Genomic DNA, 22,011 nt, shown 5'->3' with positions numbered 1-22,011 from the left:
TGGGCCATGAATTTGAAAGATCGTATTATTCGTTCTACCGGCAAAAAGGCTCCTTTCCGTCTGGTTCTTGTGGATATTACCAACACAATGAACGAAATTGGCGCAAAGCACGGGGCCCAGTCCTATTCCCTGAAGCTCCTGGCCGAAACCACCATTTCGTCCATCTTTTTGAGCAGCAGCCTCAAGATGAAGGGCACGGTAAGCGTTACTGCCACCTTTGGCGGTGAAATTTCTTACGCCAAGGCAGACACTACCCCTTATATCAGCCGCAAGGAAGACGAAGAGTCCTACTATTTCGTGCGCGCCATGATTCCCCAGGACGACCTGCAGGCAATCAAGGCTGACGAGCCGGCCCTGATTCCCCAGAACTACCAGGTGGTGAAGCTGAACGAATTCGGCAAGCGCGTCCACGAAAGCGTGGTGCAGGCGGTGAGCCCTTCCATGGGCCAGAACCTGGCTACCTACTTGTACCAGTCTGAACAGATTCTTTCTGCTGTGGGCATCGAAGCCCAGTTCAACAAGCAGGATCCTAGCAAACTGGACTACGCCATCGGTTTTTACGTAGAAGCCTTCCCCGAAATGGAAGAAAAGGACACCACCACCTTGGAACAGGTGGTGTTGAACCTGCCTAAGTTCGCCGAAATGTACGACGTGCAGGAAAAGGGCGGCAAGACCATGGTGGACGAGCTGCTTTACCAGTTCGAAGGACCCTACGAAATTGAAGTCATCAAGGAATTTGGCGCCAAGGCCTTCTGCCCCTGCAGCAAGGAACGCACCATCAGCTCTTTGGCAGCTCTGCCTTTGGCTGACTTGAAGGATTTGGAAAAGGACGGCAAGGACCTGGAAATGGTCTGCGATTTCTGCCGCAATAAGTACATCGTAACAATGGACGATCTCCGCGAGATTATCAAGGAACGTCAGGGAAAATAAACCGAAGGATTTTTATGTTTACTAAGCAATGTGTCGTGACTCTGGACCTGGAAGGCGTTCTGGCTCCCGAAATCTGGATTGCAGTTGCCGAAAAGACCGGCATCGAAGACCTGCGCCTCACCACCCGCGACATCCCTGACTACGATGTTTTGATGAAGGGTCGAATCAAGATCATGGAACGCGAAGGTCTCAAGCTTTCTACCATCCAGGATGTCATTGCAAATCTTGGACTGCTTGACGGCGCCCGCGCCTTTATGGACCAGCTCCGCGACGAAGCCCAGGTGATTATCCTTTCTGATACTTTCCAGGAATTTGCCTACCCCATCATGAAGAATCTGGGTATGCCCAGCATTTTCTGCCACAACCTGGTGGTTGAAAACGACATGATCAAGGGCTATCACCTGCGCTTGAACGACCAGAAGACTAAAGTGGTCAAGAGCCTTCAAGACCTGAACTTCAAGGTGTTCGCCAGCGGCGACTCTTTCAACGATACCGGCATGCTGAAGCAGGCCGACAAGGGCGTGTTCTTCTGCGCTCCGGATTCCATCGTTGCACAGTTCCCGCAGCTGGAAGCAACCAAGACTTACGCAGAACTCTTGGAAAAGTTCCACCAGTTCCAGGACACTCTGTAGTTTTCTAAGGCGTTCGCGCCTCTATAAGAAACAACCTGTTCTATATAGACCTTCTAATTTGTTTAGAAGGTCTTTTCTTTATGCATTTTTACAAGAGGGGCTCTCCCAATGCACCACATCGGTAGTTATTTTTTGATTATACTTAGAACGTAGGAGGTTTAAGCATGAATTTTCTAAAGAAGCATTGGAAAAAAATCGTACTGGCCGTTTTCGCCAGTTTTTGGGCATCTTGCAGTGACGAAGCCTCTACTGAGCCCGTAGCTCTATACGGATGCCCCGCCGATGTTTGCAATGAGCAACCGGAACCTGTTTCTAGCGAAAGTCAGGAAACTATTGAATCCAGCTCCAGCTATATCAAATGGATTAGCAGCAGTTCCATGCCTCCCATACTTTACGGTGCCATCCCTGTGTATTCCAGCAGTTCCGAGCCCACAAGTAAAGCACCTAATTCCTGTTATAAAACAACAAAGACAGAATATACCACCCCCGGCTGCGAAGGGGACATTTGTCCCGATTATGGCGTAATGTACGTGGAAAAAACTGCTTGCGAATGCGATGACGGAGTCACTTACACCGTCGAGGAACTTCGAGACAAATTCAATTTGACAGCAATTGAAGTCCTAAAACTCTGTCAGTCAAACAAAAAGGAATAGATGTATTCCTCACTTTTACAGATCTTTTCTTTCGCTGTATTTTTCATTCAAAAACTGTAAAAATCCATATTCCAACTTGGAATAAATAAGGGACCTTCAATCCCTTATTTTTCGCTTATTTTCCACATTTTAGATATACAAAGGGTGGAATTATTACATATACTTGTTACTGATGGATCAAGTTGTTCTTACATCTAATCAGGAGCACATTATTGACGTGCTCATCAGGAAGAATCCCGACCTAAACCGCGAGATTCTTACCAAGGCTGTTGCCTTTATTGCAACCGCCCACGAAGGTCAATACCGCAAGAGCGGCATGCCCTACACCGAGCATCCCTACGAAGTTGCAAAGATTCTCGCTGACCTGAAGCAGGACCAGCCAACAGTTCTCGCAGGACTCCTCCACGACGTCGTTGAAGACACCGACTACACCCTTGAACAGCTTACCGAAATGTTCGGTCAGGATGTGGCATTCATGGTGGACGCCGTCACCAAGATTACAGCAGCACAGGAAGCAAACAAGACCGCCCAGAAGGCAGAGACTTACCGAAAGCTGATTATCGCCATGGCTAAGGATCCCCGCGTCATCATGATCAAGATCGCGGACCGAATCCACAACATGCGTACCATGCGCTACATGAAGCCCGAACGCCGTCAGGCCATTGCCCAGGAAACACTGGACATCTACATCCCGCTGACTCATAGGTTCGGTCTATACAAGCTTAAAAACGAACTGGAAGACCTGAGCTTCAAGTACGTCAATCCCGATGAATACCAGAAGCTGGTGGACGCCCTTATCGAGAATAAGGAATCCCGCGAAAAATACGTCCAGTCCGTGATCATGCCTCTCCAGATGAAGATGGCATTGGAAGACTTCGACTGTACCATCCAGGGCCGTACCAAGAACATCTATAGCATCTACAACAAGATGATCAGCCGCGGCTGCCAGTTTGAGGACATTTTCGACATTTTCGCCATCCGCATTATCGTGGACACCATTCCGGAATGCTACCTGGCACTAGGGTACGTCCACAACCTGTGGACTCCCATGCAGAGCCGCTTTAAGGACTACATCGCAACCCCCAAGCCCAACCTCTACCAGAGCATTCATACCACAGTGATCGGTCCCGAAAACAAGCTGGTGGAAGTCCAGATCCGCACCAAGGACATGGATCTGACAGCAGAAAAGGGATTCGCCGCACACTGGGCCTACAAGCTGGAAACTCAGCACGAAGGCGAAGAACTGGCTTGGCTCAACCACATGGTGAAGCTCCAGTCCGAAATTTCCGACTCCAAGGAATACCTGGACTTCCTGAGAGTGGACTTAAAGCCTAGCGGCATGACCGTATTTACCCCCAAGGGCACCTCCGTGGAACTACCCCAGGGAGCCATCGTCCTGGACTTCGCATTCGCCGTGCATACGGAGCTGGGTCTCCACTGTATCGGTGCAAAGATCAACGACGAAGTGGTGAACCTGGATACGGTGATTACCCACGGCGCCACAGTTCAGATTTTGAAGAGCCCCCACCAGGAGCCTAGTCCAGAATGGCTTGAAATGGTCAAAACCGTCAAGGCCAAGCAGGAACTTCGCCGCTGGATGCGAAACAGCATGATCCAGCAGTCCAAGGACCTGGGTAAGGAAATCTGGATTCGTGAACTGCGTCTTGCAAAGATTGAAAAGGAAAAACGTCCCAGCGAAGAATCCATCAAGAAGTACTTTGGTGCCGCAAGCTTAGACGACTTTTTCGAACGCCTGGGCCAGGGCGAACTGCCCCTGGTGGACATCCAGAGATTCCTGGGTGGAGACACGGAAACGTCCCATCGGGACACCAAGGCACTGAAGTTCTTCCCCGCCTTTAACAAGGACAAGAAAGCCGAAAACAGCGATGACATGCCTCTGCAGATCGGTCGCGAGACCAGTTTGATGATCCATTTCGCCAAGTGCTGTGCTCCGGTTCCTGGAGACAAGATTATCGGTATTCTTCGCCCCCAGATCGGTATCGAAGTCCATAACGCAGAATGCGAAGAACTGAAAAAGCTTACGGACGGTCAGCAAATCGCAGTGCAGTGGAGCGAACAATCCACCCACGCCTTTGAAGTCCATCTCTCTATCGAAAACGATAACCGCAAGAATTTCACCTACGACATTCTGAAGGTTTTGAAGGACGAGAACCTGTTTATGGACCGCATTTCCTCCGTCGGCGAAAGCTACTCCGGTCGAGTGCGCCTGGTATTTAAGGCCTACCGCAAGGAACAGGTGGATAGTCTTATCGCAAATATCAAGAAAGTTCCCGGCGTACGCCAGGTGGTCAAATCATGATTACAACCCTCCACCATAGCGACTACACTTTAAAGAACCGTGCATTCAACTGCCGAATGCGCAATCGCTATTATGAAGAAGTTTATTACGCCTTCAGAGCGTTATTCCCTAACGACGTTGCCGAACGCAAGGAAACCAACCCGGTGGCGGACACCGTATGGTTCCAGCATCTAGGTCGAGAAATCAAACGTTATGAACGCCTGCTCATGACCTGTCTCGAGTATGCCCAGGCAGCAGTCTTTTACGGAAAGGCCGAAAACGCCTCCCTCTACTCCAAGGATAAGAGATGGGGTATTCTGCAGGAAGAAATCTTCATGGTACACTTTTTGCAGGAACTTTTGTCGACCACCCGCTATGTCATCGCCCGTATCGAAACGGACCAGATGTTACAGCAGTGGAGTGGCGAGATGCAGGATATGAAAACAAAGCCCGTAGGTTCTGGTTACGTGAACGCCATTCAGCAGAAGTTGAATGAAATGAACGTCGCCACCATCGACGAATTCAAGGATTTGCTACGACACGTTCTGGAAAGATTCCAGATCGGTAATACACTTTTTGGTACAATCCAGGAATTGCAGAATTTTTATTAAAAAAGGAAAGAACAAGGTTAATCATGTCAGAGTACATCATTCTATCCATCTTTCTATTCCTAGGCGCGTTTATCGCAGCTGCAGCTACCGTTACAGGTCTGTTGCTAGGTTATCGCACCAAGAATACCAAGAATAAGGCGGCTCCCTACGAATGCGGTATGGAGACCTATGGCAATGCACGTATCCAGTTTAAGGTGGGCTACTATATCTTCGCCCTCCTTTTCTTGGTTTTTGACGTGGAAGCATTATTCCTGCTTCCCGTATTCGCAAATTTCAAGGAAATTATGGCAGGCAACACCTTCCTCTCCCCGGTGGTAGTGGTGATTGACCTGGTGATCTTCGTTGCAATCCTGGTGGCAGGTCTCGCCTACGCCTGGAAGAAGGGAGTCCTCAAATGGGAATAATCAACTTTGCACCCAAGATACTTGACCCCATTCCGGGCGGCAAGTATGTGGTGAACGCCATTGACTACGTAGTCAACTGGGCTCGCGCCAACTCTATTTGGCCCCTCACCTACGGCACCAGCTGCTGCGCTATCGAAATGATGAGTAGCTCCATGGCCCGTTATGACATTTCTCGTTTCGGTTCCGAAGTGTTCCGCGCTTCCCCGAGACAGGCAGACCTGTTTATCATTGCAGGCACAGTAACCCGCCGTATGGCACCTGCACTCCAGATGCTGTACGAACAGATGCCGGGTCCCAAGTACGTTCTCGCTATGGGCGCTTGCACCATTAGTGGTGGCCCCTTCAAGTATGACAACTACGCTGTTGTCCGTGGTGCCGAGAACCTAATTCCCGTAGATGTTTTCGTTCCTGGTTGTCCTCCCCGTCCGGAAGCTCTTTTCCATGGTCTCTTGACCCTGCGCGAAAAGATCCTCAAGGAAACCTGCCGCGATCCGTGGCATGAAGGCGACATCAAGGATACCGCCAACTACGACCGCTACCGCGAAGCCGCCAAGGCCTGGGCCGAACTTGAAAAGATCAAGGATGAGGAAATGGCCGAAGCCCGCGCCAAGTTCAAGGAAGAAAATCCGGACTACAAGAGCGCCTTTAAGCCTGTTCGCGTCGTTAAGGAAGTGTTCCCCGAAGTCACTCGCGAACACGAACTCTCCCTGGCCGAAAAGTTCAACAAGGGACTGAATCATGCTGATATGCTGGCAAAGATTCAGGAGAAGTTCCCCAGCGCAACCATCGAAGGCGAACTGGAAAACATCCCCGCAGACAGTCCTCTGGAAATCCGCCTGAACAAGGAAGACTACAGGGCTGCAGTTGAATTCGCCAAGGCAGATCCCGCCCTGAAGATGGATTACCTCATTGACGTTACCGCCATTGACTACCCGGATCGTTTTGAGTTGGTCACCATGCTCCGCAGCTTGGTAAAGGGTCACAAGGTATTCTTCTGCACACCGCTTCCTAAGGCAGAAGTGGCCGAAGAAAAGAAGGCAACCAGCCTTCTGGCAAACGTCCCCTCCATCAGCGATCTTTACGCAACCGCAGAACTTAAGGAACGTGAAGTTTACGACATGTTCGGCATTAAGTTCGAAGGTCACCAGGATTTGCGCCGCATCTTCCTGGATCCGAAATTCGAAGGCTATCCCCTGCGTAAGGATTTCACTAACCCCAACATGATGAAGAGGCCGGTATGAGTATGACACAGCTCCCTCCGGGATTCAAAATCACCCGGGAAACGGATTCCGAAGAATTTTTCATTAACATGGGGCCCCAGCACCCCAGTACCCACGGTGCACTTCGCTTAGCTCTCCGCATGGATGGCGAAAACATCGTGGAAATCGTCCCCCACTTTGGCTATATCCACCGTGGTATGGAAAAGCAGGGCGAGTCCATGACTTACCTGCAGTACATCCCCATGAGTGACCGTCAGGACTACCTGACCGCCATCCAGAATAACCTGGGTCTTGTTCTTGCTTACGAAAAGGGCATGAACATCGGTGTTCCCGAAAAGGCTGAATACATCCGCGTCATGCTCTCTGAGCTGGGTCGTATTGCAAGCCACCTGGTGTTCTTCGGCTGCTTCGGCGGTGACTTGGGCGGCCAGACTTGCTTGCTGTTCGGCTTTAAGGAACGTGAAATGATCCACGACATGCTGGAAGAAGTGACAGGTTCCCGCCTGACCACCAACTTTTTCCGTCCGGGTGGAAGCCGTTTCGACCTTCCGGAAGGTTTCATTGCACGCGTAAAGTCATTCCTGGACCACATGGAAGATACCATGAAGGACTACGAGCGATTCCTTTCCAAGAACATCATCGTTCTGGAACGTAGCATCGGCGTTGGCGTCCTCTCTAAGGAAGACGCAATCTCCCTGGGATGCTCCGGTCCTGTTCTTCGTGCTAGTGGCGTAGACTTTGACGTCCGTAGGGCTAATCCCTATAGCATTTACGACCAGATGGATTTCGACGTTCCCGTTTTCCATAACGGCGACTGCTACGATCGATACAAGATCCGTATTGCAGAAATTCACGAATCCATGAAGATCCTGCGTCAGTGTATCGAAAAGTTCCCCAAGGAAGGTCCCTATCGCAGTAAGGAAAAGCCGGTCAAGCTGAATCCGGGTCGTTACTACAGCGAAATTGAAACCGCCAAGGGTCTTTACGGTACTTACGTGGTGGCTGCCGCCGGCGACAAGCCTTACCGCATTCACACTCGCGGTCCCAGCTTCCCTCACGTAGGCGCCCTCAACAAGATGTGCCAGGGCGGAAAGATTTCCGACTTGGTGGTGGTCATGGCCACTCTGGACCCTGTGATTCCTGAAATTGACAGATAGTAGGTAAGTAATATGTTCGTACCTTCAATTCCAAATCCTATCGGCGACGTCGTTCGCGAGTGGGTTCCGCAGTTGGCAGCATACCTGCCGGAAGCACTGCAGTCCGACCTGCTCAATAACATCGTTGCATTCCTCATCAATGCAGTGATTTGCATTGTGGCAGTTTGCCTGGTGAACATCGGCAACGCCCCCATCCTCATCTACATGGAACGTAAGGTCTGCGCCCACGTTCAGTGCCGTCTGGGCCCCATGCGCCTCGGCTGGCACGGAACCATCCAGACCATCGCCGACGTGCTGAAGATGCTCTTCAAGGAAGTTTACTCTCCTAAGAGTGCCGACAAGATTCTCTTCTATGTGGCACCCATGATTGCATTGATCGCACCTTTCATGGTAACAGCCCTCATTCCTTTCGGCAGCAACCTGGTGGTGGCTGACGTAGACCTGGGCATTCCCCTGATTATTGCGGTGAACGGTTTCGGCGTTCTTGGTATTCTTCTGGGCGGTTGGTCCAGTAATAACAAGTACTCCCTGATGGGATCTCTCCGTAGTGGCGCTCAGATGATCAGCTACGAAATTTCCTTCGCCTTGATTCTCCTCTTTGTGGTGATGATGTCCGGTTCTACCAACCTGATGGACATTGCCACAAGCCAGTCCGGTACTGTAGCCAACTGGATGATTTTCAAGGTCCCCGTTCTCGGCTTTATCGCCTTCATCCTGTTCTTCATTTCTTCTACTGCAGAAATGAACCGCGCACCCTTCGACATCGCAGAAGCAGAACAGGAACTGACCGGTGGTTACCATACGGAATATACAGGCACTCCTTTTGCCATGTTCTACCTGGCTGAATACATTGCCCTGGTGACCAACTCCGCTCTGGCAGCAACTTGCTTCCTGGGAGGCTTTAACGTACCTTGCATCGGCATCGAAGCCGTAGACAACCTGATGATGCAGGTTCCTGGTTTCGTATGGATGTTCGCCAAGATTTACTTCCTGATCTGGTGCTACATGATGGTCCGCTGGACCTTTGTCCGCCCCCGCGTAGACCAGCTCATGAGTTTTGAATGGAAGTTTATGTTGCCGGTAAACCTGCTCCTTCTGGTTGCTGGTGCCGCATGGGTTGTTTTTGCTGGTTAAGGACCATAGAGATCAAAAATGTCAAAACATATTTCAACATCTCAATACATCAAGCGCTACTTGAAGAAGTGCGTAACGGGTCCGTGGAGCCTTCTCTGCGGTTTGTCCGTTTCCCTCAAGTACTTCTTTAACCCCAAGCGCATCGTTACGGAACAGTATCCGGAAAATCGCAAGACACTGAAAATGCATGAACGTTACCGCGGTCGCCTTTCCATGGTGGAAGACGCCGAAGGAAACAATCACTGCACCGCTTGTGGTATGTGTGAACGTGCCTGTCCCAACTCCAGCATTACGGTGCTTCCCACCAAGAACATTGCTGGCAAGAAGGTTCTGGGCCGTTACGTTTATCATTTCGCTAGCTGCACCCAGTGCGGCCTCTGTGTAGAAGCATGCCCCTTTGGCGCCATCGAGATGAGCCCCGCTTTCGAAGTGGCAACTACGGATGCTTCCACGCTGGAAATGATCTTGAATAAGAAGGAGGGACAAGGCTAATGCTTGAAAACCTGCTTAACAGTATTCCTCTGGCATTTCCCCATAGCGGCGTAGATATCGCCTTCTATGCGGTGGCGCTTGTAATTCTTGTGATGGCCGTATGTACCGTTGCTGTCAAGAGCGTCTTGAAGAGTGCCGTATTCCTCATTTTCGCCTTCGTAGGAACAGCCATTCTTTATATGCTCCTGCAGGCAGAATTTATTGCCATTGCCCAAGTGATGGTCTACGTAGGCGGTGTGGTCATCTTCGTGGTGTTCACAATCTTGCTGACCAGCCATCTCGGCGAAGATCACTTCTCGGTAAACATCCCCCGCACTTTTGCAGCATTCCTTCTGAGTGTAGGCTTTGTGGTGGTGATGGTCAAGTGCTTGTTCCCCATTAAGGAACTGGCCACCATGCCTATGGCAGCACCCGAGGGTTACGCAAGCCTGAAGTCCTTTGCACTTAGACTTCTGGACTATGGAACCAATGGCTATATCATTCCTTTTGAAATCGTAAGCGTTCTCCTGCTAATGACCTTGATTGCAGCAGTGACCATCGCTCACAAGGAAAAGGAGGACAAGTAATGACTTTAATGAATTGCCTGATTCTGGCATTCCTTCTGTTTGGCATTGGCGTGTGGGGTCTTATCCACCGTCGCCATCTGGTGGGCATGCTGATTTCTATGGAACTGATGCTCAACGCAGCTAATATCAATTTCATTGCATTTGCCTACTTTACTCCCGGTGATTCCACTTCCGGCAGTATTTTCAGTGCATTTGTCATTGCCGTCACCGCCTGTGAAATGGCTATCGCTCTCGCTATTATCGTGAGCATGTATCGCCGTCACAAGAGCCTCGACATAGATCAACTGAGGGAGCTCCATGACTAATACATCTATCAGCTACCTTATTTTCCTCATGCCCCTTCTCACCTTCGTGATTAACGGGCTTTTCCTGGGAAAACGTTCCGCCAAGGGTGCGGCAGCTCTTGCCATTACTCTCAACGGCATCGCATTCATCTCTGCACTGACTCTGGCCGTAAGTTACTTCACTACGGGCGTTGCCCCCCAGAAGGTGATTGCATTTGAAGTTCCCTTCCTGAAGTTTGCTGAAAGCTTCGTTGCAAATATCGGCCTTCTGGTGGATCCGCTTTCCATCATGATGCTGGTGGTAGTGACGTTCATCGCGTTCATGGTAAACATCTACAGCGTTGGCTATATGCGCGGAGACCGCGCCGAAGGACGATTCTTCGCGCTGCTCTCCCTCTTTAGCTTTAGCATGCTGGGCCTGGTAGCCGCAACCAACCTTTTCCAGATGTTCATCTTCTGGGAACTGGTGGGTGTATCCAGCTACCTTCTCATTGGCTTCTGGTACCACAAGCCTTCTGCAGTAAGCGCTTCCAAGCAGGCCTTCATCTTGACCCGCTTCGCTGACAGTTTCTTCCTGCTGGGTATCGTATTGGTCAGCTATGTGGTCCAGACCTTTGATTTCGGAAGTCTGAATGGCATCGCACTTGGCATGTTCGCCGACCAGACCATTAATTTGGGCATTATGTCCGTGAGCAAGGCAACCGCACTGACCATCGGCGCCGTGTTGATCTTTACCGGTGGCTGGGGTAAGTCCGCCATGTTCCCCATGCACATTTGGCTTCCCAATGCAATGGAAGGTCCTACTCCGGTTTCCTCCATCATCCATAGTGCAACCATGGTGGTGGCAGGTGTTTACCTGGTAGCCCGTCTGTTCCCCTTCTTCGCCGTTTGCGGTGATTCCCTCACTCTCATTATGTGGGTAGGCGCATTTACCATGGTATTTGCCGCTGTCATCGCTTGCACCCAGAAGGATATCAAGCGTATTCTGGCTTATTCAACACTGTCCCAGCTGGGTTACATGATGTTCGCCCTGGGTACTTGTAAGATTGGTGATGCCGTATTCACCACCGGTTGGACCGCATCTACCTTCCACATCTTTACCCACGCCTTCTTTAAGTGCAGCTTGTTCTTGATTGCAGGTAGCTTGATCCATCAGGTTCATACCAACGATCTTGACGCCATGGGCGGTCTCCGCAAGAAGATGCCCATCACTTACATCTGCGCCTTGATTTCCATCCTGGCAATCTCCGGCATTCCTCCCTTCTCTGGATTCTTCTCCAAGGATGAAATCATTCTTGCTGCCTTCCAGGGTAAGCACTACGTTGTATTCGGCCTGGCACTTCTTACCAGCGGACTGACCACATTCTACATGTTCCGTCTGTTCTTCCTGGCATTCCACGGCAAGCCCCGTTGCCACGCCGTCGAAGAAGGTCATGTCCACGAAGATTTCGCAATGACATTGCCGATTGCAATTCTTGCAGTACCTTCCCTGTTGAGCGGTATTGCTGCAAAGGGTCTCTTCGAGCACTTCTTTACGCCGGGTAAGCTTCGCGTTCCCCAGCTGATGATGTTGCCGGAAGCCCACTGGATTCCTTTCGTAGCTATTGGTGTTGCTGTTTTCGCCCTGCTTATCGCATGGGTACTTTACGCAAGTCCTAAGGCAAACATCGACCGCGCACTGGACGATGTGAACCGCGGTAGCATCTACAAGACCATTTATCACAAGTTCTACTTCGATGAAATGTACTACTGCGTCGTTCGCCAGTTCCTCATTGGCGGCATCGCTCGTGTTGCCCGTTTCATTCAGGACTACATCGTGGAAGGCATCGTAGCCTTTGTGGTATGGTTCATCCATCGCCTCGGTGATTTGGTTCGCCAAGCTCAGGGCGGTCACCTGACATTTTATCTGGGAACGCTGATCGTCGGCGTCATCCTGTGGCGTTTCATCGGGCATCTCCCCTTTTAGGTTATAGGTTACAATATGGAAACTTTACTTTTTAACCTGATTTGGCTTATCCCCATCCTGACGGTTCTTGTCTGTATTCCTATTTCCAAGGAAAAGACAACCCTTCTCAAGACCATCCATACCGCTTCCGGTTCATTGGTCCTTGCATTGGTAGGCTACCTGACCTACTATCTGTATTCCGTCAGTGGCACTCCCGCAAATGAAGCTGCAGCGCCCCTGCTGTTACGTTTCTTTACGGACATTCCCTGGCTCAACGCCTTCAACGTCCACTACATTGTGGGTGCCGATGGTCTGAACATGTTCCTGCTCCTGCTTACCGCAGTAATCGTGTGGGCAGGCATCCTGGTGAGCTACAACATCAAGGGCAACCAGAAGGTATTCTTCGCCTTGATCCAGCTCCTGGCAACTAGCGTCTACGGCGTATTTATGAGCATGGACCTGGTGCTGTTCTTCGTATTCTACGAAATGGAAGCTCTGTGCATGTACCTGATGATCGCCGGTTACGGTTCTGGTCGTAAGGACTACGGCGGTAAGAAACTGACTCTTACTCTGGCATTCGGATCCTCCATGATTCTCGCCACTCTCTTCGGCATTTACTTCGAAGGTGGAGTCAACAGCTGGAGCATTGTGGAACTTTCCAAGATTACTCTTCCCGTGGATTTCCAGATGTGGGCATTCCCCCTGCTGTTCATGGGCTTCGCAGTCAGCTCATCCCTGTTCCCGTTCCACTTCTGGAGCCCGGACGGTCATGCCTCTGCACCTACCGCAGTTTCCATGCTGGCAGCAGGCGTCATGATGAAGATGGGTGCATACGGCTGCCTTCGCGTGGCCTTGTTCCTCATGCCGGAAGCCGCAAAGGTTTGGCTCCCCTATGTGGTTCTGCTCCTGATTTTCAACGTAGTTCTCGGTCCCTTCATTGCTCTGCGTCATAAGGACCTGAAGTACATTACCGCTTACAGCTCTATCAGCCACTTGGGCCTCATCTTCCTGGGTCTTGCTGCACTTACCCCCATCGGTCTTCGCGGCGCATCCCTCCAGATGATTTCCCACGGTTTCCTGACAGGTCTGTTCTTCGCAACCATCGGTATGATTTACGAACGTACCCACACCCGTGACATCACCCAGATGGGCGGTATCATGAGAAAGATTCCTTTCCTGGGCGTTGGTTTCGTCATTGCAGGTTTTGCAGGTCTTGGCCTGCCTGGCTTCAGCGGTTTCGTTGCCGAAAGCAATATCTTTATCGGGGCCTTCCAGCAGGAAGATACCGTAACCCGCATCGTGACTATTCTTGCAATTCTCTCCATCACCACTACCGCAGTTTACATCCTGCAGACTGCCAACCGCATGCTTCACGGCAATATGCCTGCCAAGTATGAAACACTTACCGACGGTTGCTTCCGCGAAAAGTTGGTGGTTGTGGTTCTGGTTCTCTGCCTGCTCCTCATCGGTATTTTCCCGGGCTGGATCTGCGATCTGCTGGACCAGAGCATTGCACCTATCTTTGCAAAAATTTCCCAAGCGGCTACACCCGTGGTAGGAGGTTAATCCATGTACACTCTTTCCAACTATCTGATTCCCGACATTCTCCTGTTGGCACTTCCCTTCCTGGTGATTACAGCCCGTCTGGTATGCAAGAAAAATTCTTCCATCCCCTGGCGTCTTGCTAATCTGGGTTTGGTGGCAACCTTCGTCTTGCTGAACCTAATCCCGCTGACAAACAGCGCAGGCACTTTCTATCTCAGCAACTGGCGTGTGGATGATTTCGGCGTGCTGATGCGCGAAGTGTTCGTACTGAGCGCCATTCTAGGCACTTGGCTTGCCAAGGATTATTTCAACCATGGTGCCGACGGCAAACCCGCCTTGAGCCATCTGGCTGAATTCGTAGGGACATTGATGTTTGCAACCTTCGGTGGCTTCATCGTTGTATCCGCCTGTGACATGCTGACCCTCTTCTTGGGTCTTGAAATGGCAACCATCCCCATGTACGCCCTGACCGCCTGGAATAAGAAGGACCAGTACGGTTCCGAAGCCGCCACCAAGTACATCTTGATGGGTTCTGTGGCAACCGCCTTTGAACTGTTCGGCTTTAGCTATCTGTATGGCTTTGCTGGTTCCATCCACTTCGACCAGATTCTTGCCGCCGTCAGTGCCGGCACCAATCCCCTGCTGTGGATTGCAATTCTGTTCGTCTTCTGCGGTATCGGCTTCAAGCTGACCCTGTTCCCCTTCTACACCTGGGCTCCGGATGTTTACGAAGGCGCACCCTCCCCGGTTACAGCAGTTCTGTCCGTAACCTCCAAGGCTACCGCAATTGCATTCCTGGTGGTTTTGATTTATGGACCTCTCGCTCCTATCCAGGAACAGATTGCTCCGCTTATCGCCCTCCTGGCTTGCACCACCCTGTTTGTGGGTAATCTGGGCGCACTGAAGCAGAGCAGACTCCGCCGTTTCATGGCATACAGTTCCATTGCTCAGGCAGGATACATCATGATTGCCCTGCTGGGTCCTGCCGCTATGACAAAGACCGCCATCGTCTACTACGTGTTCGTTTACGCAGTAGCCAACTACCTGGCATTCTTCGTCTTCGGCGTCATCGGTCATCATCGCCCCGAGAGTTTCGACTCTCTCCGCGGTCTTGCCAAGCAGAATACCTTGCTGGCTGTAGCACTTGCTACTGCGATGTTCAGCCTTGCCGGTATTCCGCCCCTTGCAGGTTTCTTCGGAAAGTTCCACCTGTTCTTCAGCGGTGCATCTACCGGACACTATTTCGTAGTGGCCTTCGCTGTGCTGAACAACGTGCTGGCTCTGTTCTACTACTTGCAGGTCATCAAGAGCGCCTGGGCAGACGAAGCCGAAGGAGAACTCTCTCCTATCCGCATGGTAAAGCGCCAGCGTATTGCAATCATTGCTCTCCTGATTGCCACCCTCCTGCTGGGCGTGCTACCCTTCCTGAGCAACAACGTATTTACCGGATTTACTTTCTAAGACCGTTACGGTTCACGGAAGACGGATCATTCAATACGTTTTTTCAAAATCCAAGCTCTCGGTTACCCGAGGGCTTTTTTCATTTTTTTTGAAAGAATCCCTTGCCGATGTTTTTTTCGTTTCGTATTATTTGGTACATGAAGATGAATAATGCCCTTACAGTTGCATTGAAGGTCAACTTCGATGGCCGATGGTGGCGCAGCCTCTAAACATAGAGTCTGGTCATTAAGGCATACATCTTACACCTAGCGTAAAACAAAAAGCGCAAGCAAAAGTAAAGGCAAATGCAAAAGCAAACTGATGGCTTCCAGACTCCTGGAGGCCCTTATTTTTTGCGGTTTATAGCTCCCCAAAAGTCAAAGTCCTCCAGATTCAAAAAGCCTAAAAAACTAAATTTGAACTGAAAAAAAATGGTTTTAAGAACCAAGGACTAAAAAATGACTGAACCTCGTACCGACAGCATTTACGTCGCCCTCCCGGCAGAACGCTATACCCCGTTCTCCCTGGGCAAGAAATTGGGCGCAAAGGCAATCTTTGAATCCGCCAGCTTCGCCCACGGCAAGAGCCGCTACTCCACCCTGATGGTGGACGAAGGCTTCCGTCTCCGTCAGAACGAAAAGGACGTTTCCATCGTTATCGACGGCAAGGAAAGCGTCTTTCTCAAGGAAGGCGAAGGCGACATTCTCGACGCCCTCATGAAGATTTCCGCAGAAAACACCGTTCCCCCTAACCAGATTCCTATTCCCTCTTCTGGCGTAGGCTACCTGGGCTACGAATTCTGCGCACGCTGCGATACGATTCACCTGGCCCCCCAGGTTGATGAGCTGAACATTCCCGAAGCCGAATTCATGGTGGGTCACATCTACATCGTGTTCGACCACTACACCGAAAAGCTTCACCTGTTCGCACTGAACTACGAAGAACACCAGATCGACCTTCCTGCCGCTATTGAGAACGTGAAGAAGCGTCTTTCTGACATGGACTTCAGCTACCTGGCTCCGGAACAGGAAGTGGCCAAGGGCGTTACCATTACCGATCTTTCCAAGTCCAAGGAAGAATACACTCACAAGGTTAACGAACTGCAGAAGCACATCGTGGCCGGTAACATTGTTCAGGCAGTGCCTTCTCGCCGCATCCAGTTCGAAAGCGACATCGAGGCTCTGGACATCTACCGTCGCCTCCGTTCTGTGAACCCGTCCCCGTACATGTTCTACCTGGATTACGGTACCCACCAGTTCATTGGCGCATCTCCCGAAAGCCTGGTCCGCGTTCGCGAAGGTATCGCAACCATCCACCCCATCGCAGGTACTCGCCGCCGTGGCAAGAACGACCTGGAAGATGAAGAATTGATGAAGGAACTGAAGGCCGACCCCAAGGAACGCGCAGAACACCTGATGCTGGTGGACTTGGCACGTAACGACTTGGGCCGCGTCTGCTCCGCCGGCACCGTGAACACCGTGAAGTACATGGAATGCGAAAAGTACAGCCATGTGATCCACCTGGTTTCCGACGTTCAGGGCAAGGTCAGCCCCCTCAAGAAGTCTATTGAAGTACTCCGCTCCAGCTTCCCTGCTGGTACCGTTAGCGGCGCCCCCAAGATCAGCGCAATCGAAATTCTCTCCGGTCTCGAAAGCATCAAGCGTCGTTTCTACGCCGGTGCTGTGGGCTACATTGAATCCGATGGCGACCTGGACTTCTGCATTTCTATCCGCTGCTGTTTGAAGCAGGGCAAGAAGATCAGCCTGCAGGCCGGTGGCGGTATCGTGGCCGCTTCCAACGCAGAACGTGAATTCGAAGAAACTAACGAAAAGCTGGGTGCTGTCCGCGCAGTCCTGGAGGGAACCAAATAATGATCGTACTCATCGACAACTACGACTCTTTTACTTATAACGTTTACCAGGCTCTGGCAAAGATCACCACCGAAGAAATTCGCGTGCTCCGCAGCAAGGAATGCACCATTGCCGATATCGAAGCTTTGAACCCCAGCCGCATCATTGTGAGCCCGGGTCCGGGCCGTCCCGAAGACGCAGGCATTTCCGTTGAAGCCATCAAGCACTTCGCAGGCAAGCTCCCCATTCTGGGTGTGTGCCTCGGCCATCAGGCCATCGGGTACGCTTTCGGCGCAAAGATCGTTGGCGCAAAGTTCATTAAGCACGGTATTGTTGAAGACATCAACACCGACGGCAAGGGCCTGTTCCGCACCATCGGCAAGAAGAATCCCTTCACCCGTTACCACAGCCTGGTCATCGACGAAGCTACTCTCCCGCCGGAATTCGAAGTGACCGCCCGCGCCGACGACGGCGACATCATGGGCATCCGTCACAAGACCATGGATATCGAAGGCGTCCAGTTCCATCCGGAATCCATCGCCAGCGGCAAGGAAGCTGAATTCTTCAAGGCATTCCTCAACTACCGTCGTGAACCGCTGAACGTCCGCGGCATCTTGAACACCCTCATGGAAGGCAAGGACCTTTCCCGCGAAACTGCAGAACTGTTCATGGACGACCTGACCGACGGCATCATGGACGAACGCCAGATGGCAGCAATCCTTACTGCACTTTCCTGCAAGGGCCCCGTCTCCGACGAAATCGCCGGCTGCGCCGCAGTACTGAGCAAGAAGAAGAGAAAGTTCCCCTTGGCTGGTGATGAACTCACCGACATCGTGGGTACCGGTGGCGACGGCAAGGGCAGCTTCAATGTGAGCTCCATGTCTGGCCTTATCGCAGCAACTTGCGGCTGTAAGATTGCAAAGCACGGCAACCGTGCAGTCTCCAGTAAGTCCGGTGCAGCAAACTTCTACACCGCTGCAGGCTTCAAGCTGGACATGACTCCGGAAAAGGCAGCCGAAGTTCTGGAAAAGACCGGCTTCGTATTCCTCATGGCTCCCGTGTACCACAGCGCTATGCGTTTCGCAGGCCCCGTCCGCGCATGCCTTGGCATCAAGACTATCATGAACCTGATTGGACCTCTCACCAACCCCGCAGAAGCCAAGTACCTCTGCCTGGGCGTGTACAGCGAAGCTGTGCTGGAACCTTTCACCAAGGCTGCTAAGGCTCTTGGCGCAAAGCGTGTGATGGTGGCATTGAGCGACGACGGCTACGATGAAATTTCTCCCTGCGTTCCCACCACCATCGCAGAAATCCTGGAAGATGGCGTGTACAAGACTTACCGCATCGACCCCAAGGACTTCGGCGTTCCCGCTGTGGACGAAGACGACTTGGCCGGTGGCACTGGCGAAGAAAACTTCCAGCTGGGCTTGGACTTGCTCAACGGCAAGGGCCGCCCGGGCATCAAGTATGCTTGCGCCTTGAACGCTGGCGCCGCCCTCTACATCAGCAAGAAGGCCGCCACCATCAAGGAAGGCTACGACATGGCCATGAAGGCTATCGAAGACGGCTCCGTACTGAAGACCATCGAAGCTGTGAAGGTTGCTAGTAATTCCTAATTAGAACATCGCGGAGACCATGCGCCTCACGGTGTCATCCTGAGCGTTAGCGAAGGATCTAGAAACAGAAAGGACCTGAGAAAACTCAGGTCCTTTTTTCGCATTTCTAATATTGCAAAGTCTCTAAACTGACGGCACGATAAACACATGCCATTTGCCAACATCATTTCCGCGTTCAATATAATGACAATCAAGAAGGTGCTGAACCAGCTTGTTAACCGCTGAAATTCGAATACCAAGTTTTCGCTGAATATCGGCTAGCGTCAAAACCGGTTCACTTTGCATAAGGTTCAAAATACGGCCATAATTCGGGGTGCGAAATTCAACGCACTCGCCATCATACCACCAGATATTTTCACCACACTTTGTAAGAAAGCGAACATCGCCATCAATTTCTTGCGCCACCATATTCTTAAAATACTTGAGAAATGGAGCGATAGTTCGCAACGAGGCATTCGCGCCTAATGTCGGCGCAGCACCTACAGCCAAATCGGCTGCATGCAAAGCTTCCAGGTATTCGTCTTTCTTTCGACTGCGAACAACTACCATGGGAATATCATGTTTCGCCAAAATGTAATTGACAAGCAGTCTAGCGATTCGACCATTTCCATCTTCAAATGGATGGATTCTAATATACCGATAATGGAACAGCGCAGCCAATTCCACAGGAGACAACTTCCCCTCTTTTTCTGCAGCATTATACCAATCCACCAAATCCGTCATCAGTGCAGGAGTTTCTTCTGGTGACGCATAGTCGAACCGATCTCCATAACGCGTAATGACACTATTTGGGCGGGTCTTGTATTGCCCTGCGTGAACCACATACCCGACTTGCATTCCACCAGGCAGTTCACGATGAACGGAATAATCCTCCCGCAATAGAGTATGATGCAGGCCCCGTATAAAATTTTGTGTAAGTGGAGTTTCCTTGATTTTAGCTTCAGCCACCATCATCTTGAGAGAAACTTCGCTGGCCACCATCTCCTGAACGCTCCGCACATTCGCTTCACCAATCACCTTCCCGAACAGCAAAAGGATTTCCGTCTGTCCATAAGTAAGGGTGTTCCCCTCGATATGGTTGCTGTTATAGTTGAAGTCAACGGAAAAACGACGAGCAAGACGAGCCCTATTTTCATCTGAAATAGGCAGGAGTTTTCTCCACGCATCAAGGGCTTTTTCTAATGTTAGGTATCTCACGCCATCTAAAGTAGCAAAATTTCGTAAAAAAGGTAGTCAAACAACCACCTTTTTGCAAACTTTTCGTTCTAAACGGAGTATTTTAGGTAAAAGTTTAGTTGAAGTCTTGGAGACAATAAAATCTCATTCAAAATTTTTCCACGGGCACGACCTTAATAGCATACCCGTTCTTTTCAATGAGCCGTTCATCATTCCATGTTACAATGGTAAGGTTATCGCACTTCAGTTCGCCGGCGCATTCCACAAGGCTACCCACCTCTCGCTTTTCTGTTTTTTCGTTCGACATCTCGTAACAAACTTGAATTAGCTGCTTTACCTTGTTGCCTTCACGAACTACAAAATCCGTTTCTTTGTCATTGCGGGAATGGTAGTAGAACAAGGATTTTTCGGTATCGTACCCACGGCGAAGCAATTCAATAAAGACTTGATTTTCCAGAAGTTTTCCCAGATTTTCGCTAAGGCTAAACGCCCTCGACGAAACAAAGCCATTGTCAACCACATAGACCTTGCGCGGAGCCTTTTTCATCAGTTTCAATTTGTTGTTGTATCTATCCAGATAATAGAACAGGAATGGCTCATGCAAATAGTCCATGAACTTTTTTGTCGTGGCAACACTGGAAAGGCCAAGGTCATCCGCCACATCGTTGTAGCTGAATGTTCCCGTAAAATTTGCAAGAAGGAATGTAGCCACATTATTCAGGTCCGTAACATTTCGGATCTTGTGCCTGCGAACCACATCCTTGTACACAATGGAATCGAACAGTGTCTGCAGGTATGTTTGCGTTATGGCCCGTTGCGACACCGTTTCTGGATAGCCCCCGTTTTTAAGATAATCGTCCTTGGTCAATTCCCGATTAAACGAGCTTGTCTCAAACAAACTAAAAGGCAGCATCTTGATTTCAAGATATCGCCCCGTAAGCACGGTTGCCATTTCTCCCGAAAGCATGTTGGCGTTACTACCTGTTATAACCAGGTTGTACCCACGACGAAAAAGCTTGCCGACCCAAACATCCCAGCCACTTACATTTTGGACTTCGTCAAGCAAAAGGTACTGAAAATTCGGGTACACCTCGTTCAGCAGCATTTCCGCCTGTTCCTCGTTCCAGCCTTTTAGCAATTCATTGTCATCGAAATTCAGGTAAGCAAAATTCTTCCCGCGCAGCATCAAAATAGCCTGGGTGGATTTTCCCACGCGACGAGGCCCCGTTAGCAACTTTATGTTCGGGCTCTGGAGCAAGGCTTCAAAATCATACACCGTTTGACGTGTAAGGTAAGGCTCCGCCAAAAGGCGATCCCGTTCTTTTCGCTGATTGAGCACGGCACTTTTCATGCCTTAAAAATAGCATTTTTAGTCAACAAAACAATCATATTGAATAAAAAAGGTTGATTTTTATTCAATACAGTAAGTAAATTGAATAAAATGAATCTTTCTATGAGAGTCTGAGCACGGTATTTAAACTCGCCAAAAGTCATCAAAAAACAGAGATTTGGCAAAGTATAACGGAGTCTTTATAAACATTCCCCTACTTCTTCAAGAATTTTCATTAGCCATAAATCCTCCAAATAAAAAGGTTGGCATCATAGTGACTCATATAGCCATGGTAACTTTGCAATCGTGCAGCCTGGCAAAGCAAATCTGCAGAAGGCTTTGCAACACATTCCCTGAAGTTTCTAACAATACGCCGCCCAGGATAAACCCGCCACGGCAAGATATACACCCCCAAAAATGCAAAGCCGTTCTGCACTGGTTGAAGATACACCTTTTTCGGATGCAAGTTCAGCGCTAGCTGCGAGGCAACAAAATCCCGGATTTGGTCAACAGCATCCAGCAACACACGTTTGTCGCGATGCACCAGCACCATGTCATCCACATAGCGACCATAGCATCTAATTTTCAAGATTCGTTTTACGAACTGGTCCAAGGGATTCAAGTAAATATTGCCAAATAACTGCGATGTCAGATTCCCGATAGGAAGTCCCTGATTTTCCGGCAGTCCCATCAACGACTTATTGGCGGGCAAGTCGTTCCATGCGCT

At 50.4% G+C, this 22,011-nt stretch carries 20 protein-coding genes and 1 pseudogene; 18 read left to right on the top strand and 3 right to left on the bottom strand.

The genetic code is table 11. The features are described 5' to 3' along the window. Positions 1-6: 6 nt before the first annotated feature. From BUB59_RS00100 to BUB59_RS00020, 18 genes and pseudogenes are all read left to right on the top strand, one after another. Positions 7-930: an Hsp33 family molecular chaperone HslO gene (locus BUB59_RS00100; protein WP_073224450.1), complete on the top strand. Its 924-nt coding sequence runs from the start codon at positions 7-9 to the stop codon at positions 928-930. Positions 931-944: 14 nt separating this feature from the next. After that, positions 945-1,562: a bifunctional phosphoserine phosphatase/homoserine phosphotransferase ThrH gene (gene thrH, locus BUB59_RS00095; RefSeq protein WP_073224448.1), complete on the top strand. Its 618-nt coding sequence runs from the start codon at positions 945-947 to the stop codon at positions 1,560-1,562. A 164-nt stretch (positions 1,563-1,726) separates the two neighbouring features. Beyond that, entirely contained in the window at positions 1,727-2,215 is a 489-nt protein-coding gene (locus BUB59_RS00090) for a hypothetical protein (RefSeq protein WP_073224445.1), read from the top strand. A 172-nt stretch (positions 2,216-2,387) separates the two neighbouring features. Continuing rightward, positions 2,388-4,535, top strand: coding sequence for a RelA/SpoT family protein (locus BUB59_RS00085; RefSeq protein ID WP_073224443.1), 2,148 nt, complete (start codon positions 2,388-2,390; stop codon positions 4,533-4,535). Beyond that, the gene (locus BUB59_RS00080; RefSeq protein WP_073224441.1) at positions 4,532-5,125 is read left to right on the top strand and encodes a hypothetical protein; all 594 of its coding nucleotides are present in this window, start codon (positions 4,532-4,534) and stop codon (positions 5,123-5,125) included. Before BUB59_RS00085 ends, BUB59_RS00080 begins: the two co-directional genes overlap by 4 nt. 23 nt (positions 5,126-5,148) lie before the next feature. Continuing rightward, positions 5,149-5,529 (top strand): NADH-quinone oxidoreductase subunit A, encoded by a 381-nt coding sequence (locus BUB59_RS00075; protein WP_083540083.1) that lies wholly within the window; start codon positions 5,149-5,151, stop codon positions 5,527-5,529. Beyond that, a pseudogene (locus BUB59_RS15790) lies at positions 5,520-6,002 on the top strand (NADH-quinone oxidoreductase subunit B); the annotation flags it as partial. The gene BUB59_RS00075 and the pseudogene BUB59_RS15790, both read left to right, overlap by 10 nt. 117 nt (positions 6,003-6,119) lie before the next feature. Continuing rightward, a complete protein-coding gene (locus BUB59_RS15785; RefSeq protein ID WP_369806264.1) occupies positions 6,120-6,770 on the top strand; it encodes an NADH-quinone oxidoreductase subunit C in 651 nt (216 codons plus the stop codon). Between the two features lie 2 nt (positions 6,771-6,772). Next, complete coding sequence (locus BUB59_RS00065) at positions 6,773-7,906, top strand: NADH-quinone oxidoreductase subunit D (protein ID WP_073224916.1); 1,134 nt, start codon at positions 6,773-6,775, stop codon at positions 7,904-7,906. A gap of 12 nt (positions 7,907-7,918) precedes the next feature. Beyond that, entirely contained in the window at positions 7,919-9,040 is a 1,122-nt protein-coding gene (locus tag BUB59_RS00060) for a complex I subunit 1/NuoH family protein (RefSeq protein ID WP_073224434.1), read from the top strand. A gap of 18 nt (positions 9,041-9,058) precedes the next feature. After that, a complete protein-coding gene (locus tag BUB59_RS00055; protein WP_073224433.1) occupies positions 9,059-9,532 on the top strand; it encodes a 4Fe-4S binding protein in 474 nt (157 codons plus the stop codon). Further along, positions 9,532-10,098, top strand: coding sequence for an NADH-quinone oxidoreductase subunit J family protein (locus tag BUB59_RS00050; protein ID WP_073224430.1), 567 nt, complete (start codon positions 9,532-9,534; stop codon positions 10,096-10,098). Before BUB59_RS00055 ends, BUB59_RS00050 begins: the two co-directional genes overlap by 1 nt. Continuing rightward, positions 10,098-10,403 (top strand): NADH-quinone oxidoreductase subunit NuoK, encoded by a 306-nt coding sequence (nuoK, locus tag BUB59_RS00045; protein WP_073224429.1) that lies wholly within the window; start codon positions 10,098-10,100, stop codon positions 10,401-10,403. The genes BUB59_RS00050 and nuoK overlap by 1 nt, the downstream gene beginning before the upstream one ends. Then, positions 10,396-12,348 (top strand): NADH-quinone oxidoreductase subunit L, encoded by a 1,953-nt coding sequence (gene nuoL, locus BUB59_RS00040; RefSeq protein ID WP_073224426.1) that lies wholly within the window; start codon positions 10,396-10,398, stop codon positions 12,346-12,348. The genes nuoK and nuoL overlap by 8 nt, the downstream gene beginning before the upstream one ends. 15 nt (positions 12,349-12,363) lie before the next feature. Further along, positions 12,364-13,893, top strand: a complete 1,530-nt coding sequence (locus tag BUB59_RS00035) for a complex I subunit 4 family protein (RefSeq protein ID WP_073224425.1) — start codon at positions 12,364-12,366, stop codon at positions 13,891-13,893. A gap of 3 nt (positions 13,894-13,896) precedes the next feature. Beyond that, positions 13,897-15,333 (top strand): NADH-quinone oxidoreductase subunit N, encoded by a 1,437-nt coding sequence (locus tag BUB59_RS00030; RefSeq protein ID WP_073224423.1) that lies wholly within the window; start codon positions 13,897-13,899, stop codon positions 15,331-15,333. 437 nt (positions 15,334-15,770) lie between these two features. After that, entirely contained in the window at positions 15,771-17,183 is a 1,413-nt protein-coding gene (locus tag BUB59_RS00025; protein WP_073224421.1) for an anthranilate synthase component I family protein, read from the top strand. Beyond that, positions 17,183-18,778, top strand: a complete 1,596-nt coding sequence (locus BUB59_RS00020; protein ID WP_073224419.1) for a bifunctional anthranilate synthase component II/anthranilate phosphoribosyltransferase — start codon at positions 17,183-17,185, stop codon at positions 18,776-18,778. The genes BUB59_RS00025 and BUB59_RS00020 overlap by 1 nt, the downstream gene beginning before the upstream one ends. A gap of 123 nt (positions 18,779-18,901) precedes the next feature. On the opposite strand, the gene BUB59_RS00015 is transcribed toward BUB59_RS00020, so the two are convergent. The 3 genes from BUB59_RS00015 to BUB59_RS00005 all read right to left on the bottom strand — a co-directional run. Continuing rightward, positions 18,902-19,975 carry a Fic family protein gene (locus BUB59_RS00015; protein ID WP_073224417.1) on the bottom strand — a complete coding sequence of 358 codons (1,074 nt, stop codon included), beginning with the start codon at positions 19,973-19,975 and terminating at the stop codon, positions 18,902-18,904. 127 nt (positions 19,976-20,102) lie between these two features. Beyond that, entirely contained in the window at positions 20,103-21,305 is a 1,203-nt protein-coding gene (locus tag BUB59_RS00010) for an ATP-binding protein (protein WP_073224416.1), read from the bottom strand. 214 nt (positions 21,306-21,519) lie between these two features. After that, positions 21,520-22,011, bottom strand: a 492-nt coding sequence (locus BUB59_RS00005; protein WP_143160148.1) for an RNA-directed DNA polymerase, incomplete at its 5' end; no start/stop codon positions are given.

It is taken from the genome of Fibrobacter sp. UWEL, assembly GCF_900142535.1.
Lineage (GTDB): Bacteria > Fibrobacterota > Fibrobacteria > Fibrobacterales > Fibrobacteraceae > Fibrobacter.
The sequence above is the reverse complement of the archived record's forward strand: the minus strand, read 5'-3'. Positions and strand labels throughout refer to the sequence as shown.